We start from the raw sequence: 17,509 nt of genomic DNA on the forward strand, positions 1-17,509 counted from the left end.
TTTTGCACGATCTACTTGTGGACCAGATGGTGCACAGCGTATCCCACGGCGATGACCAGCAGGTACGATGCCGAATGCTTCATCCCGGCTCCCGGTGCGGCTACGTGTTTGGCCTGGTGCTGTCTGTGATCGTATTCGTGCTCCCCTCCTTCTTCCTGAAGGAGGGGAGCATCTTTCGTAAGTAGCGACGTGTCGACTTGGTGGCCGTCCTGTTCGGCTACGTTTTGTGCGTGCAGTGGATGGGCGGTACGTGTATTTGATGAAAAACGATACGTTATACGATTAACGGCGTGTCGCGATGTGGGTGATTCCGGTGTTCTGCAAGAACGGCAGTATAGAGCCGAAGTTTACGTTTGCGACGCTGGGGGGGGGCTGGTCGATGAGAGTGTTAACTATTGAGATAAACGATTAACGTTTGACATTAAACGATTAACGGTTTATAGTGTTAACCACCGCAAAGAAACAACCACAAAGCAAGTGGCTGGCGGGGTCGTACCGGTGCGTCTTACATCGGTACGGGGAGGAAACATCAAGGAAGAAGGAGCCTAATCATGGCACGAAGAAGTGTTCGCCTGTTGGCATCAATAGCTGCAGTCGCGACTATGGTCACGACGTTTGCCGCCTGCGGCAACAAGCAGGCCACCACAGACGAGAACGGCAAGCCAATCGTCAACATTCTGGTTCGTCGCAACGTGACCGACCATCCGATGCAGGACACCCAGTACACCAAGGATCTGGAAGCCGCCTGCGATTGCACCATCAAGTGGCAGGAAGTCTCCGACAACGCTTGGGGCCAGCAGAAGAGCGCCAAGATGGCCGCCGGTGAATTCCCGGACATTGGCTTGAGCTTGTTCAGCATGGTGGATGCGGCCAAGTACAGCACCTATTTCGAGGATCTCAAGCCGCATCTGGACAAGATGCCGAACGTCAAGAAGTTCCTCAAGGCCCAGCCGGGCGCCGCGAAGTACGTTACCGATGGCACCAAGATCGCCATGCTGCCCTCCGACCGCGGCAAGGGTTACGAGGTTTCCGGCACTCACATGTTCATCAACAAGACCTGGCTGGACAAGCTGGGACTCCAGATGCCGACCACTTGGGACGAGCTCGAGAACGTGCTCGATGCATTCAAGACCCAGGATCCGAACGGCAACGGCAAGGCTGATGAGGTGCCGATGAATATCCGCAGCCTCGGCTTCGGCCTGTGGAGCCCTCTGGCGCTGATGAACTCCGAAGGCGTGGTCACCTCCTTCATGGGCGGCGGCGCTTCCGAACAGGGCTATTATGTGGACAACGGCAAGGTTAAGAGCTATTACACCTCCGACGCGCTCAAGGACGTCGTCTCCTACCTGCACGGACTCATGGCCAAGGGCCTTATCCCGAAGGATGTGCTCACCCGCGACGCCTCGCAATACACTTCGCAGACCGTCAGTGACGGCAAGACCGCGCTGACCGGCGTCTCCTTCGGTTGGTCCAACTACGCCGAATACGGCAACGCGCTTGGCGACCAGTACGTCACCCTGCCGCCGCTGAAGAAGGACGCCTCCACGCCCGACTTCCAGGTCAAGTGGGATTATTCCCAGGACGCCTGCCGCTGGGCCTACTCCGGTTCCGGCCTGACCGTCAACCCGAACGCAGCCAACCAGGACGCCATCTACAAGGTGATCGACGCCATGTATGGCGAGAAGCTTTCCGTGGCTGGATTCTTCGGCTCTATTCCGGATATCGTCTCCGATGACGGCGACCACCAGTACACCATCGACAAGGCTAAAGCCTACGCCGAATATCCTGATACCCGCGCCGTCGCCCTGCAGGACCGCTTCGGTGGCTGGATTCGCGACGACGTGAAGATGGTCAACGACACCAACGCCGACCAGGTCACTGCGTCCGATTTGGCCATTCGTGAGGCGCGCAACCGCGTCGACGGCGTCAAGGATGTCGTACCGATTTACGTGCGCCCGGATACCGAGGACTCCAACACCCTGCAAAACAACAACACCGCCATCTCCAACTACGCGAACAACCAGATCGCGAAGTGGGTCCAGAAGGGCGGCATCGACAAGGAATGGGATGCCTACGTGAAAAAGGTGTCCGAACCGACCCTCGGCCTCGACGCCAACATCAAGATTTGGCAGAAGTGGTACGACAAGTACACCAAGTAGCCAAGTAATACCGCGGGGTCCATCGCACGGGTTCGTTTCTCTCCCGTGACTGCCGCCGGACCCCGCATTTTTGTTCCCTAGCAATCATCCTAAATTGGAGACCAACATGAGTGCACAAACATCGCAAGGCGTTGCTGCACGGACCGTGGCGATGGAAGCGGCTCCCGACCGCAAGAAACCAGGTCTGCTCGATCGCATCGCCGACCATTTACGTCGCTACTGGCAGTTGTGGATTCTTTCCGCTCCGGCATTGTTCTTCGTGGGACTGTTCTCCTACGTGCCGATGTGGGGCATCCAGCTCGCCTTCCGCGAGTTCGATCCGACCAAAGGCCTGACCGGCGGCAAATTCGTCGGTTTCAAATACTTCCTGGAATTCTTCCACAACCCGCTGTTTGGCGAGATCATGACCAACACCATCCGCATTTCCCTTTGGACACTGGTCATGGGCTTCATCTTTCCGATTATTCTGGCCCTGCTGATCAATCAGATCGGTTCTAAGAAAATCAAGGGTTTCGTACAAACGATCACCTACATGCCCCACTTCATCTCCGTGGTGGTCATCGTCTCCATGCTCAACATCTTCCTGACTCCTGGTACCGGCATTCTCGGTCGCTTCTTCGGTGATGAATCACTGATGGGCTCCACCAGCGCCATCACCGCGGTCTATTGGATCTCCGAAGTCTGGCAGCATGTTGGTTGGAACTCCATCATCTACCTGGCTGCGCTCGCCGGTGTGAACACATCGCTGTACGAGGCGGCGAAGATCGACGGTGCAGGCCGTCTGCAGTTGATTCGCTACGTCGATATTCCTGCGATCATGCCGACATGTGCGATCCTGCTCATCATGAACATGGGCTCCGTGCTCAACGTGGGCTTCGACAAGATCTATCTGATGCAGAACTCGCTGAACATGCCGGCCACCGAAGTCATCGCCACATACACCTACAAAATCGGTATTATCAATGGCCAATACTCGTATTCGACGGCAATCGGCCTGTTCAACACCTTGGTCAACTTCATCTTCCTGATCACCGCGAATGCAATCGCCAAGCGCGTTTCCGATACGAGCATTTTCTAGAAGGGTTTTATCATGTCTGCAACAATTGAGGCTGTTACCCAGAACAAGAACGACATTCCCTGGAACAAGCACGTGCGCCAGAAGCAGAAGCCGGGTGACCTGGCGGTGTCGGGCATCATCAATGTGCTGCTGCTCCTGACCATTGTGGCGGTGCTCTACCCGCTGTGGTTCGTGGTCATCGCATCATTTTCAAATCCGAACGCCGTGGCCGGCGGTGAAGTGCTGCTGCTACCCAAGGGTGTGACCTTCGTTGGCTATGCTAAGGTGTTCGCCAACCAGCGCATCTGGCAGGGCTATCTCAACACCATCATCTATTCGGTGGTCGGCACCGCGGTCAACATGGCAGTGACCATTCCCTGCGCCTTCGCGCTATCTCGTCGCGAGTTCAAGCCGCGACGCGTGATCATGTTCCTGTTCACCGTGACCATGTTCATCGCCGGCGGCCTGATTCCGAACTACCTGCTGTACAAGAGCCTCGGCATCAACAACAGCATGTGGGTGTTCATCCTGCCTGGCGCGGTTTCCGTGTACAACGTGATCGTGGCCCGCTCCTTCTTCGAAACCTCTATCCCCGAAGAGCTCTTCGACGCGGCCCAGATCGACGGGCTGAGCTACTTTGGCTACTTCTTCAAGATTGTGCTGCCGTTAAGCTCCGCGATTCTGGCTGTAATTGGTCTGTACTACTTTGTCGGCCACTGGAACGACTTCATGACGGGCCTTATCTACATCACCGACGACAAGAAGCAGCCATTGCAGGTGGTGTTGCAGCAGTTGCTACTGGTGGCGCAGGGTACTGGAACCAATGTCAACGCGGCTGCGCAGCAGCAGGCCGCCGATCAGATCAAGTTCGGCATCATCATCGTCTCTACTCTGCCTCTGCTTGTGCTCTATCCGTTCTTGCAGAAGTACTTCAACAAGGGTGTGATGCTCGGCGCGGTCAAGGGTTGAGTCAAACGCAATCCGACAAGAGACAACCAATCTAAAAGCCAGCCGATAGAAAGGATTCGCTATGCTTGCCCGCTTCTCTGTGGCCTACGAGCGGTTCTGCCGTCTGCTAGTCGCGATTTTCGTGGTCAACGTGGCCATACTCGCGCACACTCTGATGGGAGCCGTCGTGCTGGGATTTCTCCCCTCGTTCGCGGCTGCGCAGGCTACGTTCCGTGCGTGGGTGCTTTCTGAGGACCGTTCAATGCGGGCCAAGGAAGTTTGGAAGACGTTTCACGGCTTCTGGAAAAGCGAAGTCAAGCGCGCGAATCTTTTCGGTTGGCCTTTGATTATTCTCTGGGCCGTGGTCATCGTCGACTACTGCGTAATGAACTGGCATGCTCGCGGCGATTTCGACATCATGGTTTCCGGCGTGCTGCTGCTCATCATCGTAGTTTTGGCAGTGTTCTCGTCCTTGGTTTGGGTGGTGCGCGCGAACTATGAAGAGAATTCCGTCTGGATTGTTCGTACAACACTGGCGATGATTGTGGCACGCCCGTTGTGCAGCCTTCTGCAGGTTGGACTGCTGATTCTTACCGTGCTTGTATGGGTGCAATGGCCTGGAATTCTCATGGTGTTCGGCTTGTCGCTGCCGATGTTCTGCACAGCCTGGATTATTTATTCATTCGGCCGTCTGCCTGGAATGGACATTCATGACCGCATGGAACAGAGCGCGGGCCACGCCCGAAACCAGACATCGTGACATGTTCGCAAAAAAGGGGGTGATAAAATGATGCAGTCGTCAGTAAGGCAACGAGTGAACAGGTCCAAACGATTGGTATCCATCAAAGACATAGCTAAGGAAGCGGGTGTTTCCGTATGCACTGTGTCTTTGGTTATGAACAACAAGGATCACGATCGCGTCAGCAAGGCGGTTGCGCAGAAAATCCGTGCGACTGCCGAGAACATGGGGTACAATCCCAATTCCGTGGCGCGTACCCTACGTACCAACAAATCCAACGCCTTGGGATTTGTGACCGATGAGATCGCCACGACCCCGTACGCGAGCAAGGTACTCGAAGGTGCGCAGGATGCTGCGAGCAAGCTCGGATACATACTGCTTACCACGAACACCAATAATGACGCTGAACTCGAGAACCAAGAAATATCCGCCCTGCTCCGATACAACGTGGATGGCTTCCTATGCGCCATGATGTTCCACCGCAAAGTGGACATTCCCGAAGTCTTGGAAGGCAGCCCGACCGTGGTGGTGGACAGTGAGGATGCAGCGGGGCGAGTTCCCTCGGTCTACCCCGATGATGAACTGGCGGGGTATGATGCCACCGACCGTCTGATCAAAGCTGGATGCAGACGCATTGTCTACTACGGTTCCGCAACCCCCATCGTCGCGCAAGGTCAACGTCTGACTGGTTACCGACGTGCGCTTGCGGAAGCGGGCATTCCATTCGATGACGCTTTGGTCGTCAATGTATTGGAGACGACCAACGCTGCTGCTGAGGCGGCGCGGGTGTTCGACGAAATCAAGCCGGACGGCATCTTTTGTTTCAACGATGTGCGCGCCACTTTCATCTACGAAGCCGCACGCGAACGCGGAGTGCGCATCGGCGCTGACGTGTCGGTGATTAGCATCGATAACCAGCCGTTCATCACTAATGTGATTAAACCATCACTGACTACGCTGGAACTGCCCCATTATGAGATGGGTTTTGAAGCGGTTCGGCAACTTGTCGCCATACTTGACGGCGACAAGGCCGTAGCTGATCTTGAGTCCGATCGTGGCATGGCGGTGCAGAGGCAACGTGATGGCAGCAAAACAGCATTGCGCTGCCGCATCATCGAACGCGATTCCATCGTGTCGTGACGGACGTTCCCTTTTTTTCATATTTAGTTTTCCGATTATCTGTTTTTCAATGCGTAGCCACGTGATATCCGATCATGTGGCGTTGTGGAGGAGATTATTATGCCTGACAACTATTCCGTTGCCATCGAAACCGGCGGCTACCGTTTGCTGGAATTGTTCGCCGAAAGATGCGGCGATGACGCCGCCGTCACCATTACATACGGGGACGGCCATCAAATCGCCAGCCATGCCATGCCGGTGGCCGAGCGTCGCCACCATTTCTTGATTCCGGTGCCGACGAACGTGCGTATTACGGTGAGTGCGCTCCGACTGACCGTACGGTTCGCCTACTTGTCCGAGTGTGAGAATCTCCTTGATGAAGGCGTGCGTTTCATCAGCATGAATCCGTACGACAATGAATGGGATACGCAGCCGACGCTGGAGCAGATCTATGATCGTTTCGCTCGTCCTGCGGCGCATTTCGAGCCATTCGCTCGCTGGATGAATGATCCTAACGGCCTGTGTCGTTTCCAAGGACGCTACCATCTGTTCTACCAATTCAATCCGTATGGTTTTGGCTGGGACAATATGCACTGGGGCCATGCGGTGAGCCGCGATCTGGTGCATTGGACGCATCTGCCAATCTTCCTCGAACCGCAGCCGGAGCTGCATATCGACGAACGCATCGTTGGTGGCGCGTTCTCCGGATCCGCGGTGACGGTGGATGCGTGTGACAATCCTTGCAAGGGTGATGATGCGGCCGCTATTCGCCTGTACCTGACCCGGCACCTGGAGACTCGCGGAGACGAATCGTCTGTTACTGAATACCAGACCACCTGCTTGTGTGAGGATGGCGTGCATGTGAGTGTCGAATCTCCGGTCGCGTTGCGCGTTAACGATGGTTTTGGCTTCGATTTCCGTGATCCGAAGGTGGAAACCGGCATGTCCGGCGAGGCGATCAATCCGGAACGCGCTTACATGGTGACCGCCACGAATCTGCCGGTCTCCGAATTCGATACTGATGCTGTGTCCTCCGCGGCGCCTGGCATCAGCGTACAGGGTACAGACGGCTGGTTTACGTTCGGTCCGCAAGGCAGGCCCGGCGCCGACAAGCCCAATATGGATACGGTGCCTGCCATGGCGCTCTTCTCCGCGAAGAAACCGCTCAAGCGCAACGTGACGTGGCAGTATGAAGGACCGGTGCTCGCCGATTTCGGCCACCAGCTATCGCGTACCTACGAATGTCCTGACCTGTTCCAGCTCGACGGCAAGACGGTCGCCATCGGCGCGTTGATGCACTACCGTGACAAGCAAGGTCGTTTCCAGCAGGTGCGTTGGTATGTTGGTGATCTCAAGGACACCGCCGAAGGTCCACGTTTGCAGGTAGGGAACAGCGATTGGTGCGATTTCGGTACCGGCTACTACGCGACACAAAGCTTTGCTGCCGACGACGGCCGCCGTATCGTATTCGGCTGGTATACCGACTTTCCCGCGATGCGTGTGGAAAAGCCGTGCATTGCCAACGGCATGATGTCGCTGCCACGTGAACTGCACGTGCGTGACGGCCGCTTGACCAGCCGTCCTGTCAAAGAAGCGTACGAGCAGCTGCTAGGCGATCGTTTGGAAGCGCGTGCAGACGAAAACGGGACCTTCTTTATTGTGCCGAACAACGCGTATTACATGGACATGCATCTGGCTGACGATGACGATTTCACAATGCTCATCGCGACCGGTACCAATCCCGCCAATGGTGATTCGACTGAATTGCAGCTGCAGCGTCGCGACGGCGTGACCCGACTGGTTACGAAGGGAACAATCGTGGACGACATCGATTTCGATAGCGGCATCGCCGATGTGCGTCGCGTCGAAATCTTCTTCGACCGTAATGTGGTGGAAGTCTTCCTTAACAACGGCGAAGCGGCCGGCAGCATGCTGTTCCAAGGTGCGGACGGCGATGGCGAGTTCCGTTTTGTTGCTGACGGCAAGGTCGATTGCGTGGATGTGCGTGTGCTTGACGGCATCTGGCGGTGACATACAGCTGCTGCAGAGGCAGGTGATGTCCGACAGTCATCTCAGTATGTAAGGCAAATAGACGAAAGGCACGTGTTTTGGCACGTGCCTTTCCTATACTTGAGCACACGTCCGGCATTTTGCCGAGACGGTAACTGGATATTCGCACCTCACGTTTAGGGAGTTCCATAGCTCGACGTGGCCGTGGACGTGGCCCGCCACAACGGCGCCTACGGTGCCCGCATGACCGGCGGCGGCTTCGGCGGCTCCATCATCGCGCTCGTCGACAAGGGTCGCTCCGAGGAAGTCGCCCAGAAGATCGCCGACGAGTTCGAGACCCGCGGCTTCCATGCACCGCGCGCGCTCGCCGCGTACGCCGCAGCGTCGGCGTCCCGCGAGGCGTGAGACGTCCTTCCCCGGCTCCCTCTGATGAGGGAGCTGTCGGCGGAGCCGGCTGAGTGAGAGACACAGCCGCGAGGCTGACTACGGTGCCATATCGGCCGTAGGACGATTCCGCTTTCACGGTTGAGGGGGTGGTCGCCCGGATATTTCTATCCGGGCGACCACCCCCTCAACCGTTGCTGCCTGCCCGCTTGCGTTTCAGTCTTTCGATTCAGTCCTTGGGTACGCGGATCATGGCCTCCTGCGCGATCGCGGCGACCAGCTCTCCGCTCTGCGAATACACCTTCGCGACGCCCAGCCCGCGGCCATGCCCCGCGGTGGGCGTGTCCTGCACGTACAAGTGCCATTGGCACACGTCCACGTCACGGTACCACCACATCGAATGGTCGATGGACGCGTACGAGATGCCGGGCGTGGAGATCGACAGTCCCGCGCGGCGTAGCACCGGTTCCATCATCACCTGATCGCAGCCGAGCGCGAGCATCGCACGGTGCATGAGCTGCGGCGCGTCGATGTCGCCGTCGGCGCGCATCCACACCATCTGCTTGCCGCTGTCGTGCGCCGCGGACTCCTTGTCCGGGCCGAGCATGATCGTCGGCGTGATGTGGCGGATGTCGAACGGCGACTGCTCCGCGTAGTAGTTCGCGAACGGGGACTTGTCCGCGAACGGCGCCATGAGCTCCTTCGCGCTCTTCAACGTTTCCGGCGCCGGCAGGTCGCCCGGCATCGGATCGGAGAAATCGACGCCTTCCTGCCCTTCCACTTGGAACGAGGCGATCGCGGTGAGGATCGGGCCTTCGGCCTGCGTCACGTTGACGCGCCGGGACGAGAACGAACGCCCGTCACGCAGCTTCTCCACGTCGAACAGCAGATCCTGGCGGATGTCGCCAGGAGCGATGAAATAGCCGTGGATCGAATGGGGCAGACGGTTCGCCGCGACGGTCTTCGCCGCGGCCATCAGCGACTGGGCGATGACCTGCCCGCCGTACACGCGGCCGGTGGGGAAGTAGAGGCTCTCGCCGTTCACGTACGTGTGGTTGCGGTAATCGGAGGGCCTTCCCAGCTTCAGCACCTTCACCAGATGCTGCAATGGTGCCGTATCGTCGACGTCGGTCATGGTGTTCCCCCCGGTTATCTCGCTTATCTCGGTTATCGTCGCAATCGCCCGTTCGCGCCACCTTGCAGCGGTGGCGCGAACGGCAATCGCGACGCGATGCTCCTGACTCTAACGAACGACCGTTACCACAGTCCAAAGCGATTGTAACGAACACGTGAGCCGCATCGTTTCCCATGGTGCGGTAAATCCCCCATGGTGCGGTGGCCGATAACCGCGGAATTCCGGGGTTATGGAGGAATTGTGTTACCGCACCATGGGGGAGGGGCGCGCCCGGCGGGGGCGGATTTGCCGTGAGGGGGGGTATCGTGATGAGGAGGCGACGATGTGGTCGTCGCGATATGAAAGGACAGCGTGGTTCATTATGATTGGCCGATTTTCCAGAGGAGATGAAGGAGTTGGCATCGCCCGTGCGGGTTCCCGAAGATCGAGGGTACTGGCCGTCGTCATCACGTGCGTGGTCGCATTGGGTGGATGCACGGTCGGCGAGGGGCGCGGCGGCGGCACGGAGGCGATTTCCGACGACAATCCGTATGCGAAGGAATTCCGACAAGCCTACGAAGGCGCGCCCGACGATTTCACCAAAGGAGTGCTCGAGGATGGGCGCATCACCGAAAGCGAGGCGTTGGAGTACGCGGACCGCAGGCGTCAATGCTATGTCGAGAAAGGATTGATGGACGTCACCATCAACGTGGACGGCAGCGCGTCATGGACCGCACCGCCTTCGATAGGCGATGACGGAGAACGTGAAATCACGTCATCCTGCGACGGCTCGTGGAACAGTCCGTGGAACATCGTCAATCTCTATGTCGCCACGCGCGACAATCCGGAGAACAAGAACCGCGACGAGGCGGTGGCCACATGCCTGCGACACAGGAACGTCGTCCCCGACGACTTCAGCGTCGCAGACTACAAGACGATGGTGTCCGACAGCGCACAGTACGCCAAATGGATGGACGGTATCTCCAACGAATCTTCGCCGGACTACGACGCGGACAAGGCCGCAGCATTGGAAGCGTGTCTGTCGAACCCGTTCTAGCGTGTCCGACGTTTCGGTATGGACGACCCATGGTTGTTCATACCGAAACGAACACGTGAGCCGCATCGTTTCCCATGGTGCGGTAAATCCCCCATGGTGCGGTGGCCGATAACCGCGGAATTCCGGGGTTATGGAGGAATTGTGTTACCGCACCATGGGGGAGGGGCGCGTCAGGGGCGCGCCATGGGGAGAGGAGGGGCGCGTCAGGCGCGGGTCAGCTTGCGGTGCAGACGGTGCGGGCGGGCCGCGTCCTCGCCGAGACGGGCGACGCGGTTCTCCTGATACGCTTGGAAGTTGCCCTCGAACCAGTACCACTTCGCCGGGTTCTCGTCGTCACCCTCCCACGAGAGGATGTGCGTGGCGACGCGGTCGAGGAACCAGCGGTCGTGGGAGATAACAACGGCGCAGCCCGGGAAGCCGAGCAGCGCGTTTTCAAGCGATTCGAGCGTCTCGACGTCCAGATCGTTCGTGGGCTCGTCGAGCAGCAGCAGGTTGCCGCCCTGCTTGAGCGTCAGCGCGAGGTTCAGACGGTTGCGCTCGCCGCCGGAGAGCACGCCGGTGAGCTTCTGCTGGTCGGAACCCTTGAAGCCGAAGCTCGCCACGTAGGCGCGCGTCGGCACCTCGGTGCCCGCGACGTCGATGAAGTCGAGGCCGCCGGAGACCGCCTCCCACAGGTTCTTGTTCGGGTCGAGGCCCTCACGGTTCTGGTCGACGTAGCTGATCTTGACGGTGTCGCCGATCTTCAGCTCGCCGCTGGTCAGCGGCTCCAGGCCCACGATCGTCTTGAACAGCGTGGACTTGCCGACGCCGTTCGGGCCGATCACGCCGACGATGCCGTTGCGCGGCAGCGTGAAGGACAGGTCGTCGATGAGCACGCGGTCGCCGAACGCCTTGTGCAGATGGTTCGCCTCGAGCACCATAGAACCCAGACGCGGGCCGGCCGGAATCTGGATCTCGGAGAAGTCGAGCTTCTTGTTGTTGCGCGCCTCGTTCTCCATCTGGTCGTAGCGCTCCAGACGGGCCTTGTTCTTGGCCTGACGGGCCTTCGGCGAGGAGCGCACCCACTCCAGCTCGTCCTTGAGGCGCTTGGCGAGCTTCGCGTCCTTCGCGCCCTGGATCTCCATACGCTTCGCCTTGGTCTCCAGGTACGTCGTGTAGTTGCCCTTGTACGGGTACAGGTGGCCGCGGTCGACCTCGCAGATCCACTCGGCCACGTTGTCCATGAAGTAGCGGTCGTGGGTGACGGCGATGACGGCGCCCTTGTACTGGTGCAGGAACTGCTCCAGCCACAGGATCGACTCGGCGTCGAGGTGGTTCGTGGGCTCGTCGAGCAGCAGCAGGTCCGGGGCTTCGAGCAGCAGCTTGCACAGGGCCACGCGGCGGCGCTCGCCACCGGAGCACACGTTGACCGGGGTGTCCGGGTCCGGGCATTGCAGGGCGTCCATGGCCTGCTCGAGCTGCGAGTCGAGATCCCAGCCGTTGGCGGCGTCGATCTCGGTCTGGAGCTTGCCCATCTCCTCCATCAGCGCGTCGAAGTCGGCGTCCGGGTTGGCCATCTCCTCGCCGATCTGGTTGAAACGGGCGACCTTCTCAGCGATCGGTCCGAACGCCATCTTGATGTTCTCGCCCACGGTCTTGGTGTCGTCCAGCGGCGGCTCCTGCTGCAGGATGCCGACCGTGAAGCCCGGGGTGAGGGTGGCCTCGCCGTTGGAGACGGTCTCGAGGCTGGCCATGATCTTGAGCAGCGTGGACTTGCCCATGCCGTTCGGGCCCACCACGCCGATCTTCGCGCCGGGCAGGAAGCTCAGCGTCACGTCGTCGAGGATCACGCGGTCGCCGAACGCCTTGCGCGCCTTGATCATCTGGAATACGAATTCTGCCACTTGCAGTGTCTCCTTACCAAAGGTTGGGATTTCCGCCGTTCCGTAGGTTCGTGCATGGTCGCCGCCGCGCCCCGCCGGTCATGTTGCCGCCGTGCCGCCGGCCGGCCGACGCGGCGATGTGTCCGCATAGCGGCCGATTTCATGCCAAACCACCGCCCACCATGGTAACGGAAGGGCTGGAATGTTGCGGCTGGCAGCGGGTTGGATGCGGATGCATGCTGCCAGCCGAACCGGTTATGCGACCGGTCACTCCCCGACGCTGATGGCGCGCAGCACGTTGACCATCTCGATGGCGCCGAGCGCGCAGTCGAAGCCCTTGTTGCAGGCCTTGGTGCCGGCGCGTTCGATGGCCTGTTCGATGTTCTCGGTGGTGATCACGCCGAAAAGCACCGGCACGTCGGAGTTCAGCGACACCTGCGCGATCGCCGTGATTAGCTGGACAACGTCTGCAGATGTGGGGAACTCTCCTGCGAACTGCCGGAGAGTCCGATGTGGATGCCGGGCGCTCTCGGCCGGGCCGCCATCATCCGCGACATGCGGCCGCTTGATTATTTGGAGGTTTGAGCACCGGTTATTGCGGGAGTTATTGCGGGATGGCACCGCTGTGTGTGGTGGTTGGGTGCCGGCGGTGCAGGCGGCGCCGTCCGGTCGTGGTGATGGGTGGGGTTGCTTGCCGGGCGGCGTGTTCGCGCATGTTCCATTCGCCGGTTTCTATCCAAGTGGCGTTGTGCACGATCCTGTCCATAATGGCGTCGGCGTGGGTGCCGCCGCCGAGTCGTTGTGCCGGTCTGTTGGTGCCGGTCTGTCGGTACCAGTCTGTGTGCCAGTCTGTTGGTGCCAGTCGTTGATACCAGTCCTTTTGGGGAGTATTGGGCGGTGAACAGGGTGAACGGGGTGCTTGCGAACAGGGTGCTGCTGAATCAGTGTCTGCTGAATCGCTGCTGAATCACGTACCCGGAACACGAGCCTCGCGAATAGTGGAATATCCGGCTTCAGTTGGGTGTTTTTGACTTCCGTTGGAAACCTGATCGGCGAAGTCCGCATATGGCCGATGGAAGAAAGGCGGAATGGTGCGGATTCTCGATGCGCCGGCGACTCTGGAACGGCTACAAGTTTCCAACGGAAGCTCAAAACACCCTACGGAAGGCTTTTTGGGCGGCTTTGGGTGGGCTATGAAGTGCCCTGATTGTTGTTCCGTCTTTACTGTGAGACGGCTTGTGCCGTCTGCTGTCGATAATGCTCGCTCTCCACGTCCCTGTGGTGTCCTGTATCCCAGTGAGGCATGCAGGCGCTTCGAGTTGTACCACGAGGTGGGTTAGTTGACTGTGGGGACTGTGGGAAGTGACTGTGTCTAGGTGACTGGGGTTAGGAGCCCGTGGGCTAGGAACCCGTGGAACCCGTGGCTAAGAACCCGAACGCGCCGCAAATCATTCGCGAAGCCCCCCATTCGACGCTTCATGAGTGCCTTCGGCACCATGGAGAGGAGCTCCTGAAGGCGTGCCTTCACGGCCGGGATCTTCCGCGTAACCACGAACGACTCATATCCCACATATCCCAAGGCGTGCAGACGATTGTGTTTGCCGAGATCCCACTCCCCATGGTCCTTGGTACAGCAGCGCGGCGGTGACCCGCGGCATCGCGTGCATGATGTGGAAGCCTGCAGATACGTATGGATTCCGTTAGAACAATATGACAGGCGGAAGGGTGCGAACCTATCATGAATGGCAGCTGCACAGACCATCGGCATGCGGTGAGGTATGGGTGAGCATGACGGCATGCGACACGACGCATCCGTCCTGTGTCGGATGGGGGAATGGAGAGACGAAGTGGCTGGTGTACGCAATCACGATGGGGGTTCCGGCGGCATCGACAAAGATGGCAAGGGTGGCAAGGGTGTGGAGGTCGATGGCGTCCCCGCGATTCTCACGCGCCATCTGACCAAACGATACGGCAAGGCGCGGGGCATCGAGGATGTGAACCTCACCGTGCGGCAGGGCGAGATCTTCGGTTTCATCGGACCGAACGGTGCCGGCAAATCGACCACGATCAGGACACTCCTGGGATTGATCCGCAAGACAGGTGGAGAGGCGTCCATACTCGGCCTCGACTGCGAGAAGGACCGCACACGCATCCTCGAACAAGTGGGCTACCTGCCCAGCGAAGTGTTCTACTACGACGGCATGCGCGCACGTGACCTGTTGCAATACGCGGCGGGCTTCTACCACGTGGACTGCTCGGTGCGCATCCGTGAGCTGTCCGAGCGGCTCGACCTGAACCTCGACCAGAAGGTCGAGGACATGTCGCTCGGCAACCGCAAGAAGGTCGGCATCGTGCAGGGACTCATGCACCGGCCCCGCCTCATCATCCTCGACGAACCGACCAGCGGACTCGACCCGCTCGTGCAGCGCGTGTTCTTCGACCTGATCCGAGAGGAGCACGCGCGCGGCGCCACGGTGCTGTTCTCCTCGCACATCCTCTCCGAAGTGCAGCGCATCTGCGACCGCGTCGCGATCATCCGCGAAGGGCGGATCGTCGCGGTGCGCAGCGTGGCGGAAATGCGACGGTCCGCGGTCAAGCGCGTGACGCTTGGTATCGGCGGCGTGACAGGCAACGGGGTGACCGCATCGGGATCCAGGACTGTTGGCACCGGGTATCGCGAGCACGCACGCGATGATGCCCATGATGCGGTCGCGGAAGCGAAACGCGCGCTCGCGTCCGTGCCCGGCATTCGGTCGTTGACGCTGGATGCGGAGGCTGGGGCCGGTGCCGGAACGGATGCCGCCTCCGCCGTGGCATCCTTCCTCTACGAGGGTGACTGCAACGAGCTCATCGCGGCGCTCGCCGGCATGACGCTCGCGGACGTGGAGATCGCGGAACCGACGCTGGAGGAAGTGTTCATGCACTACTACCGGTCCGGCGACAAGGACGACGGTGCCGGAGCGGGAGCCGTGGGCGCGGTGGCGGGCGAACCGGGCGAATTGAGTCAACCGGAGCCGACCCGATGAACGCGCACGCTATCCTGCACGTCTACGCCTTCGAACTGAAGGCCCAGTTGCGCTCGTTCCTCATCGGCACGGCCACGCTCCTCGCCGTGGCCATCCTGCTGCTGGCCGGCGCATACCCGATCTACCGGGACTCCAAGTCGAGTGTCGAGCAGGTGATCGACGGCTTCCCGCCGCAGTTCGCCGCGCTGTTCGGCGTCAACGACGACGTGTTCTCCTTCGGCGGGTTCTACCGGTTCAGCTCGCTGTACCTCATGCTGACCATGGCGATCATGGCCTGCGCGTGGGGTCTCGCGGTGCTCGGCCGCGAGAAGCGCGCGAAGGCCACCGACTTCCTGTTCGTCATGCCGATGCCGCGCGGCGCGGTCTATGCGGCAAAACTCGCGGCGGGACTCACGATGGTTGCCGTGGCCGGATTGGCGTTCCTCGCCACGGCGGCGGCGGTCTACACCCGGTTCCGTGACGATCCCACCGCCACCGCGATCGCCCTGCCCCGGTTGCTCCTCGCTGCATCATCGCTGTTCGGCGTTGGTGTGCTGTTCCTCGCCTTCGGCGCGCTCGCCGCCGTACTGTTGCGGCGCATCCGCAGCGTGTCCGGCATCGCGACCACGTTCGGCATCTTCGGCTTCATGCTCGTCTCCCTGCCCGAGATGACCGGCGAGAGCAAATACCGCATCGTCTCGCCGTTCACCTGGTTCAACGTCTCCGAGGCGCTGGATTATGGCCGCTACGAAGCGGGCTATCTGATGCTGGCCGCTGCGGTGGCCTTGGTCTGTTTGGCGGCAGGGGCGGCCGTGTATGTGCGCGGCGAGGTGAGGGCCGAATGATGGTGGAACGAAAAGATCATGGAATCGCGATGAAGGCCGTGCTCGCCATGATCGCGCGCGAACTGCATGCCGACGCGAAGGCCTGGCTGATCTGGAGCGTCGTGATCGTCCTGTTCAACATCGCCGGCGTGATGAAGTTCGAGGGCATCGCCGGCGGCGACGCCGACGCCGTGCGCAAGCTCACCGACGCGTTTCCGAAGGTCGCGCTCGCCGTCATGGGCATAGCCGACCTCGACATGTCCACGTTCGCCGGATACTACGCGGTGCTTGAGTTCTACGTGGGCATCATGGCGGCCGTCTATGCGGTCGCGCTCGCCCGCAACGCGGTGTCGCGAGAGATGACGGACGGCACCTATGAATTCCTGTTCGTGCGTCCCGTTTCCCGCATGACGATCCTGGATGCGAAACTCGCCGCCGCGTTGGTCGACGCTGTCGCGTTCGTCGCGGTCAATCTCGTCTCGTCGCTGCTGTGCCTGCGTCTGCTGGGTGATGTGCGTGGGCTCAATCGAACGGCAGCAGCGACGGTGATCTGGCGGTTCTCCGTCTGGCTGTTCGCCATGATGCTGGTGTTCGGGGCCGTTGGCGCGTGCGCGTCCGCGGTGTGCCGGCTGGCTGAGCGCGGCGCCGCCGCCGGCAACGCCTCGGTGATTGTGGCCTATGGTGCCGGCGTCGCCTACGACATGTTCTCCGATCACGACGCCTCGATTGTGGCGCGGGTGCTCTCCCCGTTCCGCTACGCCACACCTGCCGAGGTGATTGACGGTCGTGTGTCGGTTCCGTTCGTCGTATTGGCCGCGCTGATCGTCGTGATCGGATTCGTGGTGGCTTTCCGTGCATTCGCCGTACGCGACCTCGCCGTGCGTTGAATGCCGTGCGTTGGATGCCGTGTGCAAGTGTGCTGAATCGCAAGCGCCGAATCGCGCGGCATGGTGGTCGGGCGCTGGATGGCGATGCCGGAAGATGGCGAAGCAGGAGCACGAGACGCGACACGCCGAATTGGCGAGAAATGCTTTGGTGCTGTAATCTATCTACTCGTGCCTGAACGAAGCAGGTGCGAACGGCCGCGTAGCTCAGTTGGTTAGAGCGCCGCCCTGTCACGGCGGAGGTCGCCGGTTCAAGTCCGGTCGTGGTCGCTAGAAAAGGGGTTCCGAATAATCGGAACCCCTTTTGTTGTTTCTGAATCGAGCCACAGGTTAAGCGCGATTTTGGG

13 protein-coding genes, 1 tRNA gene and 1 pseudogene are annotated in these 17,509 nt (G+C 60.0%); 12 read left to right on the forward strand and 3 right to left on the reverse strand.

Annotated elements, in window-relative coordinates:
• Positions 1–551 precede the first annotated feature (551 nt).
• The 7 genes and pseudogenes from BFAL_RS09750 to BFAL_RS09780 all read left to right on the forward strand — a co-directional run.
• Entirely contained in the window at positions 552–2,159 is a 1,608-nt protein-coding gene (locus BFAL_RS09750; protein ID WP_055428183.1) for a type 2 periplasmic-binding domain-containing protein, read from the forward strand.
• A 106-nt stretch (positions 2,160–2,265) separates the two neighbouring features.
• A complete protein-coding gene (locus BFAL_RS09755; protein WP_012578329.1) occupies positions 2,266–3,237 on the forward strand; it encodes an ABC transporter permease in 972 nt (323 codons plus the stop codon).
• 12 nt (positions 3,238–3,249) lie between these two features.
• Positions 3,250–4,185, forward strand: a complete 936-nt coding sequence (locus BFAL_RS09760) for a carbohydrate ABC transporter permease (protein ID WP_012578328.1) — start codon at positions 3,250–3,252, stop codon at positions 4,183–4,185.
• Between the two features lie 61 nt (positions 4,186–4,246).
• Positions 4,247–4,924 (forward strand): YesL family protein, encoded by a 678-nt coding sequence (locus BFAL_RS09765; protein WP_055428184.1) that lies wholly within the window; start codon positions 4,247–4,249, stop codon positions 4,922–4,924.
• A gap of 27 nt (positions 4,925–4,951) precedes the next feature.
• Complete coding sequence (locus BFAL_RS09770) at positions 4,952–6,043, forward strand: LacI family DNA-binding transcriptional regulator (RefSeq protein ID WP_055428185.1); 1,092 nt, start codon at positions 4,952–4,954, stop codon at positions 6,041–6,043.
• Positions 6,044–6,142: 99 nt separating this feature from the next.
• Positions 6,143–8,053 carry a glycoside hydrolase family 32 protein gene (locus tag BFAL_RS09775; RefSeq protein ID WP_055428186.1) on the forward strand — a complete coding sequence of 637 codons (1,911 nt, stop codon included), beginning with the start codon at positions 6,143–6,145 and terminating at the stop codon, positions 8,051–8,053.
• A 171-nt stretch (positions 8,054–8,224) separates the two neighbouring features.
• Positions 8,225–8,437 (forward strand): annotated as a pseudogene (locus BFAL_RS09780) (galactokinase); the annotation flags it as partial.
• Positions 8,438–8,645: 208 nt separating this feature from the next.
• Here BFAL_RS09780 and BFAL_RS09785 read toward each other — a convergent pair.
• Positions 8,646–9,551: an acyl-CoA thioesterase gene (locus BFAL_RS09785; protein WP_055428188.1), complete on the reverse strand. Its 906-nt coding sequence runs from the start codon at positions 9,549–9,551 to the stop codon at positions 8,646–8,648.
• Positions 9,552–9,912: 361 nt separating this feature from the next.
• Between BFAL_RS09785 and BFAL_RS09790 the strand changes: the two genes are divergently transcribed.
• Positions 9,913–10,587 carry a hypothetical protein gene (locus tag BFAL_RS09790; RefSeq protein WP_152973637.1) on the forward strand — a complete coding sequence of 225 codons (675 nt, stop codon included), beginning with the start codon at positions 9,913–9,915 and terminating at the stop codon, positions 10,585–10,587.
• 203 nt (positions 10,588–10,790) lie between these two features.
• Here BFAL_RS09790 and ettA read toward each other — a convergent pair whose 3' ends face one another.
• Both ettA and BFAL_RS11935 read right to left on the reverse strand, forming a co-directional pair.
• Entirely contained in the window at positions 10,791–12,470 is a 1,680-nt protein-coding gene (gene ettA / locus BFAL_RS09795; RefSeq protein ID WP_055428190.1) for an energy-dependent translational throttle protein EttA, read from the reverse strand.
• A 246-nt stretch (positions 12,471–12,716) separates the two neighbouring features.
• Positions 12,717–13,070: a 6,7-dimethyl-8-ribityllumazine synthase gene (locus BFAL_RS11935; RefSeq protein ID WP_082440520.1), complete on the reverse strand. Its 354-nt coding sequence runs from the start codon at positions 13,068–13,070 to the stop codon at positions 12,717–12,719.
• Positions 13,071–14,296: 1,226 nt separating this feature from the next.
• Between BFAL_RS11935 and BFAL_RS09810 the strand changes: the two genes are divergently transcribed.
• From BFAL_RS09810 to BFAL_RS09825, 4 genes are all read left to right on the forward strand, one after another.
• Positions 14,297–15,475 carry an ABC transporter ATP-binding protein gene (locus BFAL_RS09810; protein ID WP_201780454.1) on the forward strand — a complete coding sequence of 393 codons (1,179 nt, stop codon included), beginning with the start codon at positions 14,297–14,299 and terminating at the stop codon, positions 15,473–15,475.
• Complete coding sequence (locus tag BFAL_RS09815) at positions 15,472–16,299, forward strand: ABC transporter permease subunit (RefSeq protein WP_055428192.1); 828 nt, start codon at positions 15,472–15,474, stop codon at positions 16,297–16,299. The genes BFAL_RS09810 and BFAL_RS09815 overlap by 4 nt, the downstream gene beginning before the upstream one ends.
• Positions 16,296–17,165 (forward strand): ABC transporter permease subunit, encoded by an 870-nt coding sequence (locus tag BFAL_RS09820; RefSeq protein ID WP_082440521.1) that lies wholly within the window; start codon positions 16,296–16,298, stop codon positions 17,163–17,165. The genes BFAL_RS09815 and BFAL_RS09820 overlap by 4 nt, the downstream gene beginning before the upstream one ends.
• Positions 17,166–17,358: 193 nt before the next feature.
• Positions 17,359–17,432, forward strand: a tRNA-Asp gene (locus BFAL_RS09825).
• Positions 17,433–17,509 lie beyond the last annotated feature (77 nt).

This window comes from Bifidobacterium aesculapii (assembly GCF_001417815.1).
Lineage (GTDB): Bacteria > Actinomycetota > Actinomycetes > Actinomycetales > Bifidobacteriaceae > Bifidobacterium > Bifidobacterium aesculapii.